At 38.6% G+C, this 20,249-nt stretch carries 16 protein-coding genes; 10 read left to right on the forward strand and 6 right to left on the reverse strand.

What is annotated here, in order from left to right:
* The first annotated feature begins 150 nt into the window (after window positions 1–150).
* Window positions 151–1,104 carry a DUF6160 family protein gene (locus I5515_RS14760; RefSeq protein ID WP_199968150.1) on the forward strand — a complete coding sequence of 318 codons (954 nt, stop codon included), beginning with the start codon at window positions 151–153 and terminating at the stop codon, window positions 1,102–1,104.
* 78 nt (window positions 1,105–1,182) lie between these two features.
* Here the strand turns inward: I5515_RS14760 and I5515_RS14765 are convergent, their stop codons facing one another.
* Window positions 1,183–2,127, reverse strand: coding sequence for a tRNA dihydrouridine synthase (locus tag I5515_RS14765; protein WP_199968152.1), 945 nt, complete (start codon window positions 2,125–2,127; stop codon window positions 1,183–1,185).
* An 84-nt stretch (window positions 2,128–2,211) separates the two neighbouring features.
* Entirely contained in the window at window positions 2,212–3,021 is an 810-nt protein-coding gene (locus I5515_RS14770; RefSeq protein WP_199968162.1) for an inner membrane protein YpjD, read from the reverse strand.
* A 140-nt stretch (window positions 3,022–3,161) separates the two neighbouring features.
* Between I5515_RS14770 and ffh the strand changes: the two genes are divergently transcribed.
* A complete protein-coding gene (gene ffh / locus I5515_RS14775) occupies window positions 3,162–4,577 on the forward strand; it encodes a signal recognition particle protein (RefSeq protein WP_199968165.1) in 1,416 nt (471 codons plus the stop codon).
* Window positions 4,578–4,628: 51 nt separating this feature from the next.
* Here the strand turns inward: ffh and I5515_RS14780 are convergent, their stop codons facing one another.
* Together I5515_RS14780 and I5515_RS14785 are read right to left on the reverse strand one after the other, a co-directional pair.
* On the reverse strand, window positions 4,629–5,363 hold the full coding sequence (locus I5515_RS14780) for a pantothenate kinase (protein ID WP_199968167.1): 735 nt from the start codon (window positions 5,361–5,363) through the stop codon (window positions 4,629–4,631).
* Window positions 5,364–5,377: 14 nt separating this feature from the next.
* On the reverse strand, window positions 5,378–6,130 hold the full coding sequence (locus I5515_RS14785; RefSeq protein ID WP_199968169.1) for a biotin--[acetyl-CoA-carboxylase] ligase: 753 nt from the start codon (window positions 6,128–6,130) through the stop codon (window positions 5,378–5,380).
* Window positions 6,131–6,160: 30 nt separating this feature from the next.
* Here I5515_RS14785 and I5515_RS14790 point away from each other — a divergent pair, with 30 nt between their 5' ends.
* The 7 genes from I5515_RS14790 to I5515_RS14820 all read left to right on the forward strand — a co-directional run bounded on the left by I5515_RS14790 (window position 6,161) and on the right by I5515_RS14820 (window position 16,753).
* The gene (locus I5515_RS14790; RefSeq protein ID WP_199968178.1) at window positions 6,161–6,964 is read left to right on the forward strand and encodes a sulfite exporter TauE/SafE family protein; all 804 of its coding nucleotides are present in this window, start codon (window positions 6,161–6,163) and stop codon (window positions 6,962–6,964) included.
* Between the two features lie 256 nt (window positions 6,965–7,220).
* Window positions 7,221–7,916: a GntR family transcriptional regulator gene (locus I5515_RS14795; RefSeq protein WP_199968179.1), complete on the forward strand. Its 696-nt coding sequence runs from the start codon at window positions 7,221–7,223 to the stop codon at window positions 7,914–7,916.
* 10 nt (window positions 7,917–7,926) lie between these two features.
* The gene (gene smc, locus I5515_RS14800; protein ID WP_199968183.1) at window positions 7,927–11,376 is read left to right on the forward strand and encodes a chromosome segregation protein SMC; all 3,450 of its coding nucleotides are present in this window, start codon (window positions 7,927–7,929) and stop codon (window positions 11,374–11,376) included.
* A gap of 1 nt (window position 11,377) precedes the next feature.
* Window positions 11,378–12,421 carry a cell division protein ZipA C-terminal FtsZ-binding domain-containing protein gene (locus I5515_RS14805; RefSeq protein WP_199968185.1) on the forward strand — a complete coding sequence of 348 codons (1,044 nt, stop codon included), beginning with the start codon at window positions 11,378–11,380 and terminating at the stop codon, window positions 12,419–12,421.
* 94 nt (window positions 12,422–12,515) lie between these two features.
* Window positions 12,516–14,552: an NAD-dependent DNA ligase LigA gene (gene ligA / locus I5515_RS14810; RefSeq protein ID WP_199968187.1), complete on the forward strand. Its 2,037-nt coding sequence runs from the start codon at window positions 12,516–12,518 to the stop codon at window positions 14,550–14,552.
* Window positions 14,553–14,806: 254 nt separating this feature from the next.
* Window positions 14,807–15,271 carry a heteropolymeric bacterioferritin subunit Ftn gene (gene ftn, locus I5515_RS14815; RefSeq protein WP_001214863.1) on the forward strand — a complete coding sequence of 155 codons (465 nt, stop codon included), beginning with the start codon at window positions 14,807–14,809 and terminating at the stop codon, window positions 15,269–15,271.
* A gap of 288 nt (window positions 15,272–15,559) precedes the next feature.
* On the forward strand, window positions 15,560–16,753 hold the full coding sequence (locus tag I5515_RS14820) for an MFS transporter (RefSeq protein ID WP_199968189.1): 1,194 nt from the start codon (window positions 15,560–15,562) through the stop codon (window positions 16,751–16,753).
* Window positions 16,754–16,821: 68 nt separating this feature from the next.
* On the opposite strand, the gene I5515_RS14825 is transcribed toward I5515_RS14820, so the two are convergent.
* Together I5515_RS14825 and otsB are read right to left on the reverse strand one after the other, a co-directional pair.
* On the reverse strand, window positions 16,822–18,255 hold the full coding sequence (locus tag I5515_RS14825) for an alpha,alpha-trehalose-phosphate synthase (UDP-forming) (protein WP_199968191.1): 1,434 nt from the start codon (window positions 18,253–18,255) through the stop codon (window positions 16,822–16,824).
* The gene (gene otsB / locus I5515_RS14830) at window positions 18,243–19,094 is read right to left on the reverse strand and encodes a trehalose-phosphatase (RefSeq protein WP_199968195.1); all 852 of its coding nucleotides are present in this window, start codon (window positions 19,092–19,094) and stop codon (window positions 18,243–18,245) included. The genes I5515_RS14825 and otsB overlap by 13 nt, the downstream gene beginning before the upstream one ends.
* A 356-nt stretch (window positions 19,095–19,450) precedes the next feature.
* On the opposite strand from otsB, the gene I5515_RS14835 reads away from it, so the two are divergent.
* Window positions 19,451–20,182 carry a hydrolase gene (locus I5515_RS14835; RefSeq protein ID WP_199968196.1) on the forward strand — a complete coding sequence of 244 codons (732 nt, stop codon included), beginning with the start codon at window positions 19,451–19,453 and terminating at the stop codon, window positions 20,180–20,182.
* Window positions 20,183–20,249: the final 67 nt, after the last annotated feature.

Raw genomic sequence — 20,249 nt, forward strand, 5'->3', positions numbered from 1 at the left:
GACGATTATCGTCACTTTTTTATATAAATTTTATTTTAGTGTGATTGGATTTGCATTCGTCGGGTTAAAGGGATAATAGCTTTGTAGTTGAATATTATTCTGCTAGTCTGAACAAATAATAAACGTTTGTCTCTTAAGGATTAGAGCGACATGAAAAATAAAAATATAGGGTGCTGGTTGTTACTTGCCAGTAGTTCAAGTGTTTTTGCAATGCAGCCTTTGGATGATCAAAGTCTTGCCGCTACAACAGGCCAAAATGGCTTAACACTAGGTATTCAGGCTGATAAAGTTCAATTTAATCAAGTCGCACTCATTGATACAAACGGTATTGCTTCAACTTCATATAGCAGTAAGGCTGGTTTTGTCATTGCAGGGAATTCTACTAATCCAGTTCCTGGTATTGAATTTATTAAAGCTGCCGTATCGAGTAATCCTTCTTTTAATATCGTAATGGATACAGATGCAGGTGGTGGAAATCCTTTTTTAAATTTAGCTGTATCGATGGGGAGTGATGTAAACGGTATTCGACTTTTACCATTTTCAGTCTATATGGCCCCAAGTGCATCTTTATCTAGTCCATCCAATTATGCAGTGACAAGTTATGCCCCCCAATCAATTTTTAGTTCGGGAACAATCGTAAATACTGGCGTAAAAGAACTGATTCGTTCTACTGGAAATCTAGATATTAACTTTGTACAAACCAATAAACCTCGTTTAAATATTCAGTTGGGGCATGCTGCCCAGTCTGTTATGGTTAAATTCGGTGGTGCAATCCAATCTATTTGTTCTGCTGCTGATGGTTGTCCAATTACCTTAGTGTCCGATAATACGGGTGCTACATTTGGATTTAAGTTTGCAGGAACAAATACTTCAACTGGTTTTGTGTTAGATGGTTTTTATGCAGGTGTTGATCCAACAGGATTAACTTTTGGGAATACAGGCGTATCGAGTAAGTTTGATGCTTCACTTAACAACGTCACTTTAGGAAATATGGGAACCCAAAATACAACGACATTTAATAACTTACCTAATGGTTCTATGGGGAGTTTTGGCATTACTGGTGCTTCTGTAACTGACCTAAAAATGAAAGTAAGTGGTTTTTAAAAATTAATAACTTAACCTGAAATACGAAAGAGGGCGGTTGTGAAAACAATCGCCCTCTTTTTTTATGACTAGACTGCGTTAAATATTTACTGATTTAGTTTGTTCTAACTGTTGAACAATTTCATCCAAAGCTTTAATACGTTTAACTTGGTCCCATAAGTTTTTAGCTTGTGGATAGGCTTTCGTCATCATTCCTAACCATTGCTTATAACGACCAACCATACCAATTTCTGTTTTTGCTTGACCGTTTAAAAAACGGATTTGTAAGTCAACCAATTGTTCCCAGCTAAATAGTGCTTCGTCCATATTTTCACGAATACATTGTGTTAAGTCGGGTGTAGTCACAGCACCACGGCCAATCATTAAGTCTTCACAGCCAGATTGTTGCTGACAGGCTCTAGCATCGGCATTGGTCCAGATTTCACCGTTGGCAATTACATTAATTTTTAAAGCTTCTTTAATGGGTAGAATTTTTTCCCAATAAGCGGGCGGAGTGTAGCCATCTGCTTTAGTACGTGCATGAACCGTCAACCAACTTGCACCTGCATCTTCAACAGCATGGGCATTTTCCATAGTATGGTTTTCATCTAGATAACCCAAACGCATTTTTGCTGAAACAGGAATATGTGCGGGCACAGCATCTCTTACAGCTTTAATCAGCATATGTACGACATCAGGTTCATCGAGAAGTACCGAACCACCTCGGTGTCGGTTTACAGTCTTTGCAGGGCAACCGAAATTAAGGTCGATTGCAGGTGCGCCCAGTTCAACAACTTTTGCTGCATTTGCTGCGAGCATATCTGGATTATTACCTAAGAACTGCACATGTACAGGTGTACCAGCTGCTGTTTTACCGTCATTTTTTAATTCAGGACAAAAGCTATAGTAAATATGGTCGGGCAAAATGCTGTCTGTAACTCGAATAAACTCGGTTACACACCAGTCGAAATGACCAACAGATGTGAGCGTATCCCGCATGATCGGGTCAGTTAAACCTTCCATTGGAGCGAGTATGAGTTTCACAGTCTGTGTCACCTGAGCAAAAAGAAAACAGCGTTATACGGGATATGTATAACGCTGTCTAGTATCGATGAAATTTTAATTTATTTAACGACCCAAGATCATTTCAAGCACAAATTTACTACCAATAAAACCAATGGCTAATAGTACAAAACCAATTAGGGTAAAACGAATGGCTTTTTGGCCACGCCAGCCAAGTTTGTAATGACCAATCAATAATGATCCATAGATAAACCAAGAAATAATACTAAATACTGTTTTATGAGCGAGGTGCTGTGCAAAGAAGCTATCGACAGTTAAGAATCCGAAGGTGAGTGCTATCGTTAATAAAATAAAACCAGTAATGATGAGGTCGAATAATAAAGACTCCATCGCTTGAATTGGAGGAAGTAAATTGACCCAAAAGCGTTTTTTTTGTTTCTTTTTGAGTTCACGATTTTGGAACCATAGCAAAATAGCGTGAATAGTTGCCATCAGTAAAACTGCATAGGCAGAAAGTGAAAGAATAATATGGGTATCAAGGCCTAACGAATGTTGCTCAATAAATTGATCTGGTCGGCTGAATGCAAAACCTAAAATTAGACCAATAGCAGCTACAGGAATGCCTAACAAGTTCAACGGTACAATGGGGCGAAAAATACTAAAAATTAAACTTAACAACAACATAAGCCACGATGTAAAAGATACTAAATTAAAAACATCGTAGTTAATTCCAGCTGGAGTCAGCATGCCATGGCATAAAACTGTACCGTGTAACAGGAGTGCCAAAGTCGCAACAAGAGCAAATAACCATGGGTTTGGTTCACGTTTTGACATTAAACGAATGAACAGATACCAGAAAGAAGTGGTATATGCGATGAGTGCCAAAATTGTATAAACCAAGGGGAGGCTAATCATGTCAAACCTTTTTCAGGATTAATTCATCTATATAAGATATAAATTCGCTGCGAACTAAAGTATCCTATAGCATTCTATGCATAAATTTTCTATTTCGAGAAAGATTTTTTTGCAACTAGCCATTTTAAGCGGATTTTGCAATGTTTGATACCTTAACAGAACGACTCACACAGAGTTTAAGAAATGTTACTGGCTCAGGGCAGCTGACCGAAGACAATATTAAAGACACCTTACGTGAAGTACGTATGGCACTTCTTGAAGCCGATGTCGCGTTACCTGTAACTCGTGAATTTATCGCGAAAGTTAAGGAAGAGGCATTGGGCCAAGAAGTGATGACTCAGTTATCACCAGGCCAGGCATTTGTAAAGATTGTCTATGACGAACTCACCAAGATGATGGGTGAGGCGAATGAAACACTTGATTTAAGTGCTAAACCTCCTGTTGTTGTATTACTTGCCGGTTTACAAGGTGCAGGTAAAACAACTACAGCAGCAAAATTGGCACGTTTCTTAAAAGAACGTCAAAAGAAAAAAGTCATGACTGTCTCTGCCGACGTTTACCGTCCGGCAGCGATTAAGCAGTTGGAAACTGTGTCAGCAGAAGTTGGTGCAGGCTTTATTCCATCAGATGCTTCTGAAAAGCCAATTGATATTGTTAATCGTGCAATTGAACAGGCAAAAATCCAATTTGCTGATGTGTTGATTGTCGATACAGCAGGTCGTTTACATGTCGATGAAGACATGATGGACGAAATTAAAGAATTACATGCTGCCGTTAAGCCAACTGAAACCTTGTTTGTGGTTGACGCCATGACAGGTCAGGATGCTGCGAATACAGCAAAAGCCTTTAATGATGCATTGGCACTCACGGGTGTTATCCTCACCAAAACTGATGGTGATGCACGTGGTGGTGCGGCACTTTCTGTACGTGCCATTACTGGTAAGCCAATCAAGTTCTTGGGTATGGGTGAGAAGCTTGATGCTTTAGAACCATTCCATCCTGACCGTGTTGCCCAACGTATTTTAGGTATGGGTGACGTACTTTCTTTAGTCGAGGAAGTTGAACGTAAAATCGACAAAGAAAAAGCCGAGAAAATGGCTAAAAAATTGCAAAAAGGTGGTAGCTTCAACTTTGAAGATATGCTGATGCAATTTGAGCAAATGAAAAACATGGGCGGCATGATGGGCTTCTTGGATAAGTTGCCTGGCATGAGCGGTGCAGGAATCCAGCAAGCGATTGAGCAAGCGAATCCTGAAAAACAAGTCAAGAAGATGGAAGCAATTATCCAGTCGATGACTGTTAAAGAGCGCCGTAATCCGGACCTGATGAACCCGAGTCGCAAAAAACGTATTGCGGCAGGTTGTGGAATGGATGTTGCTGAAGTGAATAAACTCATTAAGCAACAGGCGCAAATGGCCAAAATGATGAAGAAGTTTGCCAATCCATCTGGTATGAGCAAAATGATGCGTTCATTAGGCAATATGCAAAAACAATTTGGCGGCGGCGGTGGTGGCGGAATGGGACCACTCTTTGGCAACAACGACCAAAAGAAATAAGTTCATAAAATAAAAAGGCGCTTAATGCGCCTTTTCATTTTGCTCTCTTTTTTAGTCTTTTGGATAATGAGCAATATATTGCTGTAACCCTTTAAGTAAGAGATCAGTTTCTACAACTGGATTATATTTTTTCAAAAACTTGGCAAAAAGAGAAGCATCTCCACCAGTCAGTAGCAACTTTTTAGGAGATTGCTGCATAATGCTTTCGATCGTACTGATCAAGCCAAGTAAAATACCGTGATGGACTGCATCTACGGTGTTATTACCTGGGTTCAGGTTATCAAAAGCTGAATCTGGAATTTTAATACCTTTGGTATTTTGAATGAGTGCATCACGCTGCAAATAAAGGTTAGGTAAAATATAACCACCTAAATGCTGTTTACCTTGAGTTAAATCAATAGTTAAGGCAGTTCCACAACCAATAATACAATAGTTCTCATTAGCTTGAGCCACAGCGAGTACTTGTAACCAACGGTCAATCCCGAGCTGACTCGGTACCTCATAGCCACACTTTAACTCAGCATATTCAGCATGCACTTTGGCAAAAACAACAGGAATTTCAAGCCATTTTAAAATCTGCTGAATACGTTGGTTGTTCTCGGTATCCAGTACTGAAGAAATCCCAATGCGATGCAGACCTTGATGTTTAAAGTGTTGAATTAAACCCAATAATAAATCGGCAGGAGACTGTAAGTGCAGCTCTGCAGCATGTTCAATAATCTGCTGATTTTCAGTAATCCAATACTTTAAACGGGTGTTCCCGATATCAAGCCATAAACTTTTCATGGAAGAACACCTGTTTACTGATTGTCTTGGGGTCTTAAGCGACCTTGATAAAACTGCTGAGGTTCAGGAGTCTCAAGAATTACTGCACCTTCATTGGAAATTCCTACGAAACGACCATGAACCAGTCCCTGACTATGTTCGAACTGCACTAACTGATTAAGCCATGCAGCGTGGTGATTAAAACGTCCAGCCAAGTTGTAGCAACCATGATCAAACCAGCGAGCTGCATTTTGAATTGCGACATAAAGCTCTGAAATGAGTTCAAGACGACTCATTTGTTCTAGGCCTAAATCCTCTAGAGATGTAATCGGTTGATCACTATCAGTCACTGGTGGTGTTTTTAAATTAATACCTACACCCACAATAGCCTGATGTTGGGAAAGCGGCTCAACTAAAATTCCACCCCATTTGCCTTGCGTACTATACAAATCATTTGGCCATTTTACTTGTAAGCTTAAAGGCTGTAACTGTGCGATTTGCAAAATATTTAATGCAACTTCAAGTGCTAAGCGTCCATCTATGGGTGTTCGAGTTTGCACCAATGTGCTTAAATAAATGTTTCCTTCAGGTGAAATCCATTGCCGTTGATGTTGACCTCGCCCTTGAGTTTGTTGAGCACTGCAAACCAAGCCTGTTGTAATGCCTTTTTGGGCAATTTCACGAATATCATCATTGGTCGAAGTTGTGGTTGCTTTTAATAAAACCACTTCTGGAAGCTGGTTTTTTGCGCTTAAAAGTTGTTGTAGTTGGCGAGTCTCTAAATCCATGTTGAATATGAGCAGAGTGGTAAAACATTTATGGAGTTAATCATATATTTACTCATTGGCGCAATTGCTGGTTTTACTGCCGGATTGTTTGGTGTTGGCGGTGGACTAATTATTGTACCAATCCTCTATGTTGTTTTTACCCAGTTGAACTATGACCCTGCGGTAATTATGCATATTGCAGTAGGAACATCACTTGCAACCATTATCGTAACGTCTTTTAGTTCGGTGTCTGCCCATCATAAAAAGGGTGCAGTACTCTGGCCTGTTTTTCGTAACTTAGCCCCGGGACTCATTATTGGCTCATTTTTGGGGGCTGGTATTGCGGACTTGATGTCTGGGCAGCATTTGCAACTTCTTATTGGTGTTTTTGCTGTTTTTATGGCTTATCGTATGTTTAAGGGGGCTCATGTTATGGTCGATCCAAACAGTAAGCTTCCTTCGACACCTATGCAATTTATGGCAGGTGGTGGCATTGGTATTGCATCTGCAATTTTTGGCATTGGGGGCGGTAGCTTAACTGTTCCGTATTTAAACCGTCATGGTGTAGTCATGCAAAAAGCAGTTGCAACCTCTGCCGCTTGTGGTTTACCTATTGCTGTAGCGGGTGCAATTGGTTTTATGTGGTTTGGTGCGAAGGAACATATCTCTGTACCTAACACGATTGGTTATGTGCACATTTATGCTTTTATTGGCATTAGTGTCATGAGTTTTATTACAGCCAAGTTTGGAGCAAAAGTGGCTCATGCATTGTCACCACAAATGTTGAAAAAATGCTTTGCCTGTTTGTTAGTCGTGGTTGGTAGTTATTTTATTTATAAAGGGATTATGCACTAGAGAATAAAATATTAACCTTGGTAAGACTATCGTGTAAAAGCTTGAATTTTTAGAAATTCGAGCTTTTTTTATTCAATAATATAAGAACATTTGTGGCTTTTATTCATCCGATTTGGGTGTTGTTTTTAAATGGGTTGGCTTAAAATGCAATGAAATTGTCAGACAATGACATAGTTTTTAATCGATAGGATCAGTTAAAAACAAGGATGCGAAAGAAAAGCATGGATTAATGCATATAAAAAGTAGCGGGTGATTTATGAATCTCGAAGAGACCGATAGTCTTTCTGAGCAAATTGTCAAATATATTAGCGAACAGATCATTAGTGGCGAGCTGGTTGAAGGCGAGCGTATTCAAGAATTGCGTATTGCCAAAGAGCTTGACGTGAGCCGAGGGTCAGTTCGTGAAGCATTGTTATTATTAGAGCGTACTCATTTAATTGAGATTTTTCCACGCCGTGGCGCCATTGTTTCAGAAATGTCTGCACAGCAGGTTAAAGCCTTGTTTGACACAAATATGATGTTGTTGGGGCATATTGTTCAACGAATAAGTGAAACATGGCGTGCACATGAAGCAGATCAATTGCAGTTATTGTTAGAACAACTTTTTGAGCATGTAAAAGCAGGCGATATCGAAAAATTTTATGATGGTGTTTTCCAATATCTAGCTGAACAGCAAGATATGGTCGGTAATCCTTATCTAATGAAGTTTTATAAAGAGTTACTACCTTCATTACGTCGCAGTTACTTTTTGACCCTAAATACCTCTAAGCGGGAACTACAAGAAGCATTTGCATTATTTAAACTCGTGACTGATGCAATTTTGATCCGAAAATCACAACAAGCCGCTTTATTTATGGAAGATTTTTGTCGACACTTACGTAACCTTGTGTTGGAATCGCTGACACGAATGAAACAGATTGAATTGGCTTGGGCTAGACGCTCACGCCGCTAGTTAGGGCATTATGCGTTTAAGCAGTTTAAAACTTTCCGGCTTTAAATCTTTTGCAGATAGTACAACTTTAAATTTTAAGGCTAACCGCACAGCAGTGGTTGGTCCAAATGGTTGTGGCAAATCCAATGTTATTGATGCTATTCGCTGGGTGATGGGTGAATCAAACGCTCGTCAGCTCCGTGGTGGTAGCATGCAAGATGTTATTTTTACAGGAACCGTCAAACGTAAGCCAGTTGGCGTGGCCAGTGTAGAACTACGCTTTGATAATACCTATGGCAAATTGGGCGGATCTTATAATGCCTATAATGAGTTAGCCGTTCGCCGTCAGGTGACTCGTGAGGGTAAGTCTGAATATTTCTTAAATGGTACACGTTGCCGCCGTCGTGATATTACCGACATTTTCTTGGGAACAGGCTTAGGGCCACGCTCTTATGCTGTGATCGAACAGGGCATGATTAACCGCTTGGTTGATGCTAAGCCTGAAGAAATGCGTGTTTTTATTGAAGAGGCTGCGGGTGTTTCTCGTTATCAAGCCCGTCGACGCGAGACTTTACAGCACCTTGAACATACTGAGCAAAATCTTTCACGGTTAGAAGATATCGCTTTAGAGTTAAAATCACAGCTTAAAACACTCAAGCGTCAGTCAGAAGCTGCGGTTCAATATAAAAATCTAGAAGGTCAGATTCGGACGCTGAAAATTGAAATTTTGTCTTTTCAGGCAGAAAAAAGCGTACGCTTACAAGAAGAATATACTGTTCAAATGAATGAACTGGGTGAAACCTTTAAATTGGTTCGTTCTGAGTTAAGTACGATTGAACATGATTTAGAAGCAACTAGTGCTTTATTTCAGCGACTCATTCAACAATCTTCTCCATTGCAACAAGAATGGCAGCAAGCTGAAAAAAAACTATCTGAACTGAAAATGACTCTGGAACAAAAACAGAGTTTATACCAGCAAAACAGTACGACTCTCGTTCAATTAGAACAGCAAAAATTCCAAACTAAAGAACGTTTACAGCTTTCTGAATTGCAACTTGAAACGTTAAATAGCCAGTTAGAAGAACAAACCGAAGCCTTAACTACAATTGAGCAGACTGCTACCGAAGCCGAGCACAGATTTACAGATTTACAGTCTCAGCACAAACAAGCACAACAACAGTTTGAGCAGCTAAAATCGCAAGTCGAAAGACAACACCAGCAAAAAATGCAGATGTCTGCTCAAATTGAGCAGTTGGGTAAGAATGTTCTAAGAATTGAGCAGCAAAAAGAAACGTTACAACATCAGGCAAACCAGATTCAAGCGCATGTTCATGAAGATGAGCAAGGTGATCTTGAACAATTGCAACAGCAGTTACGCACCGAAATTTCAGCACTTGAAGTCGAAATCGAGCAACAGGTACAACATTTAGAGCAGGCTCAACAAGCGCATCAAACAAGTAAAAATCAGCAGCAAATTCTGAAAACAGAAATACAGGTTTTATTGTCTGAGCAGAAAAATTTAAGCCAGCTTGTTGCTAAGCAAAGCCCAACACAGCATCAAGATGCTTTACGTTTAATGCAGGCTCTGCAATTAACAGAGCAGGGGAAACCTCATGCACAGATTGTTGAGAAGTTTTTAGCAAAATGGTTGCATGCTCATATTCTTGACGTTGAACAAGTATTTCAAGAAAGCATTCCTCGTCAGCTAAAGCCTTCAGAACAAACTGGAAAATTTGCTATAGATTTACCTTGTTTAAATGAATGGATTGTATCTCCACAGCTCTCAATATTTTCGAATGTAGCGATTGCACAAGATTTGACTCATGCTTTAAATGAGCAAAGCCAACTGCAACATGGTCAGTCTATTTTGACTTTAGATGGTTATCATGTTGGGCAGGATTGGGTTATTGCCCTGATGTATGATGACGAGAGTCAAAGTGCACAAGGAATGTTAAGTCACCGCATTCGTCTAGATGAAATTGAACAAGCTCTTGAAAAGCAACAACCTGAATTACAAACATTAGATCAAATGATAGTTCAGCAAAAAGATGAGCTAGGAAAGTTGCAGTCTGATGTTCAACAAAAACAGCAAGTAATTAAACAAAAACAAAAAGAGCTACAACAGCTAGATGTACAAATTGCTAAACAGCAAACCGCAGCCCAAGCCTTTTTATTGCAAAAACAACAATTAAAAGATCAGTTAGCTCAGTTGGATGTGCAGCTTGAAGAAGATGCAATGCAAAAAGATGATCTGGAAATTGATTTGCATGCGCTCGCAATAAAGCTTGAAACGATTTTACCTGACTATAAAACTTTGCAATTTCGGGTAGAAGAACTCACTGAACAGCTCGATGAACAGCAGCAAGAGTTACAACGGCAGCAGCAAGAACGTGAAATTTTACGTCGTAATAGTACGCAAACGACTCAGCAGGTTGAGTTACTTGAAAAAGATATTTCATTTTTGCAAAACCAATATCAACAAATTGCAGCTCAAATGGAGCAAGCAAGAAAATTCGTGGATCCTATCCAGCTAGAATTGCCAAATCTTGAGTCAGAGTTTCAGCAACAGTTTGCTCAGACTGAAAAATTACAAAAGAATTGGAATGAATGGCAGCTCGAATTAAATAGTGTGCAAGAAAAACAACAAACCCTGACGGATCAGCGTCATCAATATCAACAAAAAGACGAGCAACTCAGAGAACAACTTGAAGCAAAGCGTTTAGCATGGCAAGCTGCTAAGTCAGACCGTGATCATTATCAGGAACAACTCAAAGAATTAAATGCTGAAATTCAAAGTGGTTTACAACTTGATTTGGTTCAGCACCAACAAAAGTTAGAAAAAGCTCAACAGCAGTTTGAAAAAATAGGGGCTGTTAACCTTGCTGCTTCACAAGAGTTTGAGGAAGTTTCTCAACGTTTTGATGAGTTGAGTCACCAGATTCAAGATTTAGAAAATACGGTAACTCAATTGAAAGATGCGATGAAGAGCATTGATCAAGAAACCCGTAAGTTGTTTATGACAACGTTCGATCAGATTAATGAAGAGTTGCAGAATCTGTTTCCAAAGGTATTTAACGGCGGTGAAGCGAGTTTAAGTCTTGAAGACGACTGGCAATCTGGTGTTAAACTGATGGCAAGACCACCGGGCAAAAAAAACAGTTCTCTAGCATTACTTTCCGGTGGAGAAAAGGCTTTAACAGCGTTAGCATTGGTATTTGCTATTTTTAGATTAAATCCGGCCCCGTTTTGTGTATTAGATGAAGTGGACGCACCACTTGATGATGCGAATGTTCAGAGATATTGTAATTTGGTAAAAGAGCTTTCTGAACATGTACAATTCATTTACATTACACATAATAAGCTGGCGATGACCATGGCAACTGATTTGTTGGGTGTGACCATGCCTGAACCGGGCACATCAAAATTAGTCACTGTCAATTTAGAACAGGCAAAAGAATACGGGTTAGTTTCGGAGTCATAGAATGGAAATCAATACGATTATTGGCATCGTTGTTGCCATTGTTATTATGCTAATTGGCTTAAAAATGATTTTAAAAAAGCCAAACCATGCTGAACCCTCATTAGACAGTGATTTACATATTAATCCTGATAGTAATCAGCCGGTTATACCTCGTCATGTACGAAATCAGCTTGAACAGCCTGAAGCAGCCGTAGGGTCTGTGGCAGCGCGAGTTGAACCGACCTTAAATGAATCAGTAGAACCACAAGTCAGTGAAACAGCTCAAGTAAAAGGATCCGTTACAGAATCCACTCCAACGACTTCATCTGAGCAAACTCAAACTTCTGTTGAACATACTTCTGTAGTAGAAGAAATCAAATCTGAAGAAACTGTAGCGAACCCTAGCATTCATACTAATAGTTCAGTTGAGTTAGCTGATACAGTTTCTGTTCAACCAGAAGGTGAAACTGCGTCAGAAGTAAACTTGGAACTTGAAAACGAAAAAGCTGAGCCAGAGCTGAGTTTAAACCCGAATATTGAAACTGCCGAAATTGCTGAGTTTGAAGGTGAGAGTAATATTCTTGATGTGCATTTGCATGAGCAGCAACGCTATGACGATGAAAGTGCATTAGCTATGGCTGAACAGATTATTGCACTCAATGTTTATCCTAACCCTCGCCGTGCCCTATCGGGTGATAAAGCGCTTAAAGTACTGCTGAAATATGGTTTACGTTATGGCGAAATGTCATGTTTCCATCGCTATGAAAATACCGACGAACCAAGTGTACTTATGTTCTCAGTACTGCGCATGACTGATAATGGCCCAGCCGGATTTGATCTTGAAACCTTATCTAGTGAACAGGTTCAAGGATTGGCATTTTTCCTCGCACTTCCAAGTAGTAAGGCCGTTACTGGTTTTGACATGATGGCCAGCATAGCAGGTCTAATTGCTCGTGAAATTGATGGCAAAGTTTATGATGAGAATAATCTTGAATTTACACCACAGTTAAAAGAGCACTGGCGTCATCATGTGATTGATTATCGTCCGGCACAGGCGACTGCCTAGTTTTAATTTTTTACGTTCGTTGCGATAATTGCAACAAATTTAGTCGCAGCTCAGGGTGGATAAATTTCCACCTTTTTTTATGGTGAATAACATAATGGCAACAACTTCCGTGATCGAACAGATGCGTCAGCTTATTCAACTGATTGCAAAGCATAACCATGCATATTACGTCATGGATCAGCCGACAATCTCGGACAGTGAATATGATCATTTATTTCACCAGTTAAAAGCTTTAGAAGAGCAATATCCTGAATTGCTCCAATCTGATTCGCCAACTACAAAAGTAGGTGGACAAGCGCTCTCTAAATTTCAAAGCGTGACCCATGTGGTTCCTATGCTTTCTTTGGGGAATGTTTTTAATGAGGAAGATTTGTTTGCATTTGCACGTCGCGTTGAAGAGCGTTTGCCTAATCAAAAAGTACAATATGAAGTCGAACTAAAACTTGATGGTCTTGCGATTTCGCTTTGGTATGAAAATGGGGTGTTAACACGTGGAGTTACACGTGGTGACGGAGAAACTGGAGAAGACATTACCCAAAATGTCAAAACCATTCGCAATTTACCTAAAGTGTTACATTCAGATCATCTTGAAATTCCACGGTTGCTTGAAGTCCGTGGTGAAGTCCTTATGCCAAAGTCTGGCTTTGAAAAACTCAATGCCGATCAAGAGGCAAAAGGGGACAAAACATTTGCGAACCCACGTAATGCAGCAGCTGGTAGTTTAAGACAACTCGATCCTAATATTGCTGCTGGCAGGCCTTTAGCCTTTTATGCCTATGGTATTGCACAGTGTGAACCAAATCATGGTTTAACCACCATGCATGACAGCCTACAATGGCTCACAAAACTTGGATTTGAAATTGCAGAACGTCAATATTTGTGTGATTCAATTCAAGAAGTACAGCAGCGCTATGAACAAATTCAGCAAGAGCGTCCAAACCTGCAAGTTGAAATTGATGGGATGGTCGTAAAGGTTGATGATTTAAAACAGCAACAGCAACTTGGATTTTTAAGCCGTGAACCTCGTTGGGCGACTGCCTATAAATTCCCTGCACAAGCTGCATTAACTACAGTTGATCAAATTGATTGGCAAGTAGGGCGTACTGGAACTTTGACCCCAGTAGCACGCTTAAACCCTGTATTTGTGGGTGGGGTGACAGTTTCTAATGTAACTTTACACAACATTGGTGAAATCCATCGTCTTGATGTGCGTGTTGGCGATACGGTGAGTGTTTATCGTACTGGCGATGTTATTCCTAAAGTAGAAAAAGTCTGGCCAGAATTCCGCTCGGCTGATGCTGAAATTGTACACTTACCTGAAAGCTGTCCTGTTTGTGCCTCACCTGTTGTGATGCCAGAAGGTGAAGCTTTAGCGCGTTGTTCTGGCGGGCTTTATTGTGCTGCTCAGCGAATTGAAGCCATTCGTCATTTTGTGTCACGTAAAGCTCTCGACATTGAAGGTTTAGGTGATCGTTGGGTAGAGTCTTTATTACATCTCGATTTACTTAAAGATGTTGCTGACATCTATCATTTGCATGAACACCGAGAAACGTTACTTGGCATTGAAAAAATGGGCGAGAAATCGGTACAAAATCTGATTGATGCCATTGAAGCCAGTAAAAAGACAACTCTTGCACGTTTTATTTATGCTTTGGGAATTCGTGGGGTAGGTGAAACTACTGCCAGAATGCTAGCCAATACTTTCCAAACCTTAGACGCACTTAAAGCAGCAGATGTTGAAGCTTTAAAGAAAACACCAGATGTGGGTGATATTACTGCAGAGTGGATTGCTGACTTTTTCTTGGCACCGCACAACATTGAAGTGCTTGATCGCTTAATTGCAGCAGGAATTCATTGGGATGCACCGACAGCACCAACACGCCAACCCTTAAATGGCGAGAGCTGGGTGTTAACAGGCACACTCGAGCAAATGACACGTGATCAGGCTACCCAGATGTTGCAAGCATTGGGTGCACGTGTGAGTGGGAGTGTATCGAGCAAAACTAAATGTGTAGTGGCAGGTGAAAAAGCAGGTTCAAAATTAGAAAAAGCCGCAAAACTAGGTATTACAGTCATGAATGAAACTGACTTTTTATCACTTATGGCTGGTTATGGACAGACTTTGAGCTAATACGCTCTGCGAAATAAGAACCATTGTTTTTAGTTACAAATTAATAAACTGGTGGTTTTAGGCATATTAAAACACTTGTCTGAGCATATAAATCAGACAAGCGTTTATTTTTGCAGGGGAAATTAAAATAACTTAAACTGTAAATGCGTATGTTTCTCATTTTAATTTTATAAAAATCATAAACTTAACTAATTTTTGCTTTGCATTCATTTTTAAGATTGACCATAATGGACTCATACGATAGGAGATTTATTATGCGTGGCAATCCAGAAGTCATAGACTATTTAAATATGCTCATTGGCGGAGAGTTGGCTGCCCGTGATCAATATCTAATCCATTCTCGTATGTATGAAGATTGGGGCTTAAATAAAATTTATGAACGTATCGACCATGAGATGCAAGAAGAAGCTTCTCATGCTGATGCGATCATTCGCCGTGTATTGTTCTTAGGCGCTAAACCAAACATGCATCGTGAAGATATTAATGTTGGTACTGACGTTGTATCTTGCTTAAAAGCTGATTTGGCACTTGAATATCACGTTCGTGAAAAGTTAGCGACAGGTATCAAGCTTTGTGAAGAGAAGGGCGATTACATTAGCCGTGATATGTTACGTCAACAATTATCTGACACTGAAGAAGACCATACATATTGGTTAGAAAAGCAATTACGTTTAATTGAGTTGATTGGTTTGCAAAATTATATTCAATCTCAAATTTGATTTAGAAGACCCAGCTTTAGCTGGGTTTTTTATTAAATGTTTTAGAATAAATTAAATTTATAAAAAACTAATTTTATCCAAAATGAACATATTCAAAGCCTTACTACATAAGGCTTTGGTAGTTACAAAAAAGTCAGAAAAATTGTATCACACCCCCTGTTTTTTTTATGGAATTGGATATAATTTCGCCAATAAAACCCTTGCCTGGAAATTTAATAAGGCAAGGGTTTTTCTATGGAAAATCGGTTGGTATGGATCGCCAATGATTTTATGGTGAGCTTGTAAAATATGTTATTTACCAAACCTGCTGTTTTAGATACAGCTACTCTCCTAAGCACACAACGTCTCGCAACACGTCTTAGCTTTTTTAGTTTAGGCTTTGCGACGGCAGCTTGGGCACCACTTATTCCTTTTGCACAGCAGCGTTTAAACCTAAATCATGCAGATTTCGGTTTACTTCTCTTGTGTATGGGAATTGGATCGATGATTGCGATGCCAGCTACTGGTGCTTTAGTAAAGCGCTGGGGATGTCGTCCATTAATTGCATTAGCATTAATGCTACTCATGGTTTTATTACCGAGCCTAACAATGTGGAATAGCATTGTAATGATGGCTGTAGCACTATTTATTTTTGGTTCAGCAGCAGGATGTCTTGGTGTAGCAATAAATTTACAAGCTGTAGTGGTTGAAAAGCATAGCTTGCGTGCTTTGATGTCTAGTTTTCATGGCATGTGTAGTCTGGGGGGCTTAACAGGCGCTATGCTCGTAACTGGTTTATTGGCAGTAGGTCTTTCTCCTTTAATGAGTACATTGTCGGTTGTGATGATTCTGCTCGTTATTGGGGGAATAGCAATTCCTTCTTGTTTAACGAGTTTTGAACAAGATGAGCGGCCAGATGAAGAAATGATTGATAAGCCTAAAAAACATTATCGACCGAATGGCATTATTATGCTTATTGGTATGATGTGTTTTATTGCCTTTTTATCAGAAGGTGCGGCAATGGATTGGGGTGGTATTTATTTAACAAGTAAATATCAACTTAATCCTGCTTTTGCAGGGCTAGCCTATACCTTTTTTGCACTTAGCTTGACCACAGGGCGTTTCGCAGGTCATATCTTGCTTAAGCAATGGGGTGAAAAAAGTATTGTGACTTATAGTGCGATTGGCGCAGCAATTGGGATGGTTGTTATTGTGACTGCTCCAATTTGGCAGGTGGTTATATTAGGCTACGCTCTTCTCGGATTAGGCTGTTCTAATATTGTACCAGTCATGTTTTCTCGCGTGGGTCGACAAAATGATATGCCTAAGGCGACAGCATTATCCTTGGTATCTACTATTGCTTATACAGGTTCACTAAGTGGGCCTGCTTTAATTGGTTTAATCGGTGAATGGACCAGTTTAAGCACTGTTTTAACAGGCGTAGCGGTCCTATTGTTTATTATTGCTTTACTTAACCGCTTTACGGTAATAAAGGCGAGTTAATTTATAGATTAAAAATCAATCTATAGAACATCGAGAAGCTAAGCTTCTCGATGTTTTTTTATTTAGATTTATAAGACCTGATAGATCGATTGATATTTCTCTTGCAATGATTGTTGCGGTTTCATCATTGAAGTCGAAACGTTTTCGAGATCATCCAAGAAATTATTCCGCCAATGGGTCAAATCACAAGCAGTTAAACCTTCTATCAATTGTTGATAACGATTGATACGTTCTGCTTTAGACATCTCTAAAGCCATTTTTAAGGTATCTATCATGGCAGCCCTATCTTGTGGGTCAACAATCAGTGCTTGAGACATTTGCTCAGCAGCACCAGCATATTTAGATAAAATGAGAACACCTGGATTTTCTGGATCTTGGGCAGCAATATATTCTTTAGCGACTAGATTCATACCATCTCGTAGTGAACTGATCCAGCAAATATCTGAATTACGATAAATATGCATGAGGCTGTGATGTTGAACAGTGTCATAGCAACAATCTACAGGTCTCCAATCTTCATGCGCAAACTCTTCATTAATCAACTCAAGCTTCGTTTTAAAACGTTGATGTAAGCGTTGATAAACTGGAATGTCGGTGCGAGAGGGTGTTGCTACTTGAATATGCCGAACGAGTCCATGATATTCAGGGTTGATTTCTAAGAAAGTGGCAAATGCATTAAAACGTTCAAGTAAACCTTTTGAATAATCAATTCGGTCAACCCCGATAATTGTTTTTTGCCGAGGTATTTCTTCAAAATTGAATATAGAAGGGGCATGAGCACTCTTTTGAGCTTGTTGTTGAATAAGCTCAGGTTGAACGCCAATCGGATATGACTTAATCAGTACTTGGCGTTTCTTGTAGCTAATACGGTTAGATTGTATTTTTTGGGCTTCCAGTAAACTAATACATGTTCGCATACATGCATTTTGGTCAGTTTGGGTCTGTAAACCGATCACATCATATTGGCTCAAATCTTGGATTAGCTCGAGTGCCACTGGAACTTTGCGCCAAATATTCAGGCTTGCAAAAGGAATATGTAAAAAGAAACCAATTTTATTTTGCATGCCTAATTCACGGCAATAACGTGCCACACTAAAAAAGTGGTAATCATGTACCCAAATAAGATCTTCAGGTTGAGCAAGCTGTTTTAGCTTTTGAGCAAATAATCGGTTGACCTTTTGATACGTATTATATTCTTGGGCATCATATTCAATCAGATCATCACGACTATGCATCGCTGGCCACAGAACTTTATTCGCAAATCCACAGTAATATTGTGCATATTGCTGATGAGTAAGAGGGCAGGTAATGTAATCAATTCCCTGAGAGTAGGCCTGTTCAAATTCTGGAGCTTCGCTATCGGTAATTTGCTGTCCATTCCAGCCTAACCAGATGCCATTGCTATCATTTAATGCATCTTGTACAGCTACAGCGAGGCCACCAGCCGAAGATTTACCAGAAGGCATACTTATTCGATTTGATAACACGATTAATTTAGACATAATTGTTCTCCATTCTGATTTTGGCTATTTTTGACATATAATTTTTTTATTCTGTCTTGAAATAAAAAAAGAAAATTAGCGACATTATTAATATCTTTTAATCTGTATTTAGCTTCTGTTTCACCAGAACCTACCTTAATTGAAATACCTGATTTTTGATTAGTAAAAATAAAACCTGATTCATCGGTTAAATCATCTCCAATAAAAATAGGGTGAGATAATGGTGAATTAAAGTGATTTAATATAGTTTGAATTGCTTGACCTTTATCTGCTTGTTTAGGTATTAACTCAATAACATATTTACCTTTACTGATTTTTAGTTGAGGATAAAAATACTTAATCTGCTGCATAATATAAATCGCATTATTTTCTAATTCAGGGTTTTCTCTATAATGTAAAGCTACAGAATATCCTTTATCCTCAATTAATAATTCAGGATATGTTTTGCAAGCTTGTATAATATCTTGTTTTAATTTTTTAAAATTAATATCAGTTAAGTCTGGTCGAATGGTAGTATTCGAATCAACATGAATATCTAGACCATGTAAACCAGCAATAGGAATTTCAATAGGCTTTAAAAGCTTTTGAGCAGTTGCTACATCGCGGCCTGTGACAGCAACGACAGGTATATTTAATTCAATTACTTCTTTAATTATTTCTAATGTTGAATTAGGAATAAAACTTTGCTCTGGATTAATTTGAAAGGGAGATAAGGTTCCATCAATATCTAAAAATAAGCAGTAATTTTTATCAACAGCTAAAGTGTTGATAATATCACTAGGTGTAACAAAAAATGTATCTTTTACTCTCCCATCAGATAATGAATTTTGAGTCTTCATTTAGATTACCTAATATTTATTTGATCAATAATTAATCTTCTAACATTAAAATGAATTGATGAGTCATTTTTTTTAATAAAAAAACATAAGTATTAACATTAATTACATTGCATAATAGATTTATAGGCAAAGTGTGGAGTATGTTGTTTTTTCAGTGGCTTCAATGTTTAGATAATTAATTTTTTGTATAGTTCATATAAATATTATACTTCTTACTTTTTAATATGTTTCATAATATTAATAAATTTTAAATAGTTGATTTAACTTCGAAGTCTTGATAATCCGTTTTGATTTTAAAAGATATTTTTTCTATAGATTAATATATAATCCTCACAAAATGCGGCATGAGTACGAATATGAAGTTACAAAATAAAATTTTACTGATTACGGGGTGGGGAGTAGGCATTGAACCTTTACAATCATTAAAATTGCATTTAGAACAGAAGGGATATGAAACTCAACTCATTAATATTTTTAATGTTTTAGATAATAGTTTTCAAACTCAGCTTAATTCTCTAAATGACATCGATACTGTAATAGGCTGGTCTCTAGGAGGTCAGCTCTCTACTGTACTGGTTGAACGTTTTTATCAAAGCACTGGAAAGGCTAAAACCCTAATTACACTGGCGTCAAATCCATGCTTTGTGGCTAATGATTCTTGGCATACTGCTATGCCATCACAAGTATTTAAACGTTTTAAGCAGTCTTTTACAGAAGATCCGCAAGCAACTTTAAAGCGTTTTTGTTATTTAATTACTCAAGGTTCAGCACAAGCAAAACAAGATTGGTTAACCTTACAAAATTTAATAAATGATCAACCTCAAGAACTATTGTTACAAGGTTTAGAAATGTTAGAGCAACTAAACTTAGTAGATAACTTGAAAAATTATCCTGGCTTACAACTTCATTTGTTGGCCGAGCAAGATGGTGTCATTCCTTGCAAAATTGAGTTGAATCTCCAAAATATAGCGACAGAAAAGATAGAATATAAGCTATTAAAAGACGCGACCCATGCTTTTCCTTACCTACAGGTCGAACGCACAATTGAAGAAATCTGCCAATTTTTAACAAATCATCAGCAAAGTTAATAAGCTTTGATTGATCTCGCAATTTTCTTTCATTATTAACAGGTTTAACATGTGCTAAATGAAAGAT

Source organism: Acinetobacter calcoaceticus (genome assembly GCF_016508255.1).
Taxonomy (GTDB): domain Bacteria; phylum Pseudomonadota; class Gammaproteobacteria; order Pseudomonadales; family Moraxellaceae; genus Acinetobacter; species Acinetobacter calcoaceticus_E.

What these genes read in the sequence shown, in the direction of transcription:
- ftn (WP_001214863.1), top strand. Translation starts at nt 14,807, where the DNA reads ATGCGTGGCAATCCAGAAGTCATAGACTATTTAAATATGCTCATTGGC.
- I5515_RS14790 (WP_199968178.1), top strand. Translation starts at nt 6,161, where the DNA reads ATGGAGTTAATCATATATTTACTCATTGGCGCAATTGCTGGTTTTACT.
- I5515_RS14795 (WP_199968179.1), top strand. Translation starts at nt 7,221, where the DNA reads ATGAATCTCGAAGAGACCGATAGTCTTTCTGAGCAAATTGTCAAATAT.
- otsB (WP_199968195.1), bottom strand. Translation starts at nt 19,094, where the DNA reads ATGAAGACTCAAAATTCATTATCTGATGGGAGAGTAAAAGATACATTT.
- I5515_RS14825 (WP_199968191.1), bottom strand. Translation starts at nt 18,255, where the DNA reads ATGTCTAAATTAATCGTGTTATCAAATCGAATAAGTATGCCTTCTGGT.
- I5515_RS14805 (WP_199968185.1), top strand. Translation starts at nt 11,378, where the DNA reads ATGGAAATCAATACGATTATTGGCATCGTTGTTGCCATTGTTATTATG.
- I5515_RS14760 (WP_199968150.1), top strand. Translation starts at nt 151, where the DNA reads ATGAAAAATAAAAATATAGGGTGCTGGTTGTTACTTGCCAGTAGTTCA.
- ligA (WP_199968187.1), top strand. Translation starts at nt 12,516, where the DNA reads ATGGCAACAACTTCCGTGATCGAACAGATGCGTCAGCTTATTCAACTG.
- I5515_RS14820 (WP_199968189.1), top strand. Translation starts at nt 15,560, where the DNA reads ATGTTATTTACCAAACCTGCTGTTTTAGATACAGCTACTCTCCTAAGC.
- I5515_RS14770 (WP_199968162.1), bottom strand. Translation starts at nt 3,021, where the DNA reads ATGATTAGCCTCCCCTTGGTTTATACAATTTTGGCACTCATCGCATAT.
- I5515_RS14835 (WP_199968196.1), top strand. Translation starts at nt 19,451, where the DNA reads ATGAAGTTACAAAATAAAATTTTACTGATTACGGGGTGGGGAGTAGGC.
- ffh (WP_199968165.1), top strand. Translation starts at nt 3,162, where the DNA reads ATGTTTGATACCTTAACAGAACGACTCACACAGAGTTTAAGAAATGTT.
- smc (WP_199968183.1), top strand. Translation starts at nt 7,927, where the DNA reads ATGCGTTTAAGCAGTTTAAAACTTTCCGGCTTTAAATCTTTTGCAGAT.
- I5515_RS14780 (WP_199968167.1), bottom strand. Translation starts at nt 5,363, where the DNA reads ATGAAAAGTTTATGGCTTGATATCGGGAACACCCGTTTAAAGTATTGG.
- I5515_RS14785 (WP_199968169.1), bottom strand. Translation starts at nt 6,130, where the DNA reads ATGGATTTAGAGACTCGCCAACTACAACAACTTTTAAGCGCAAAAAAC.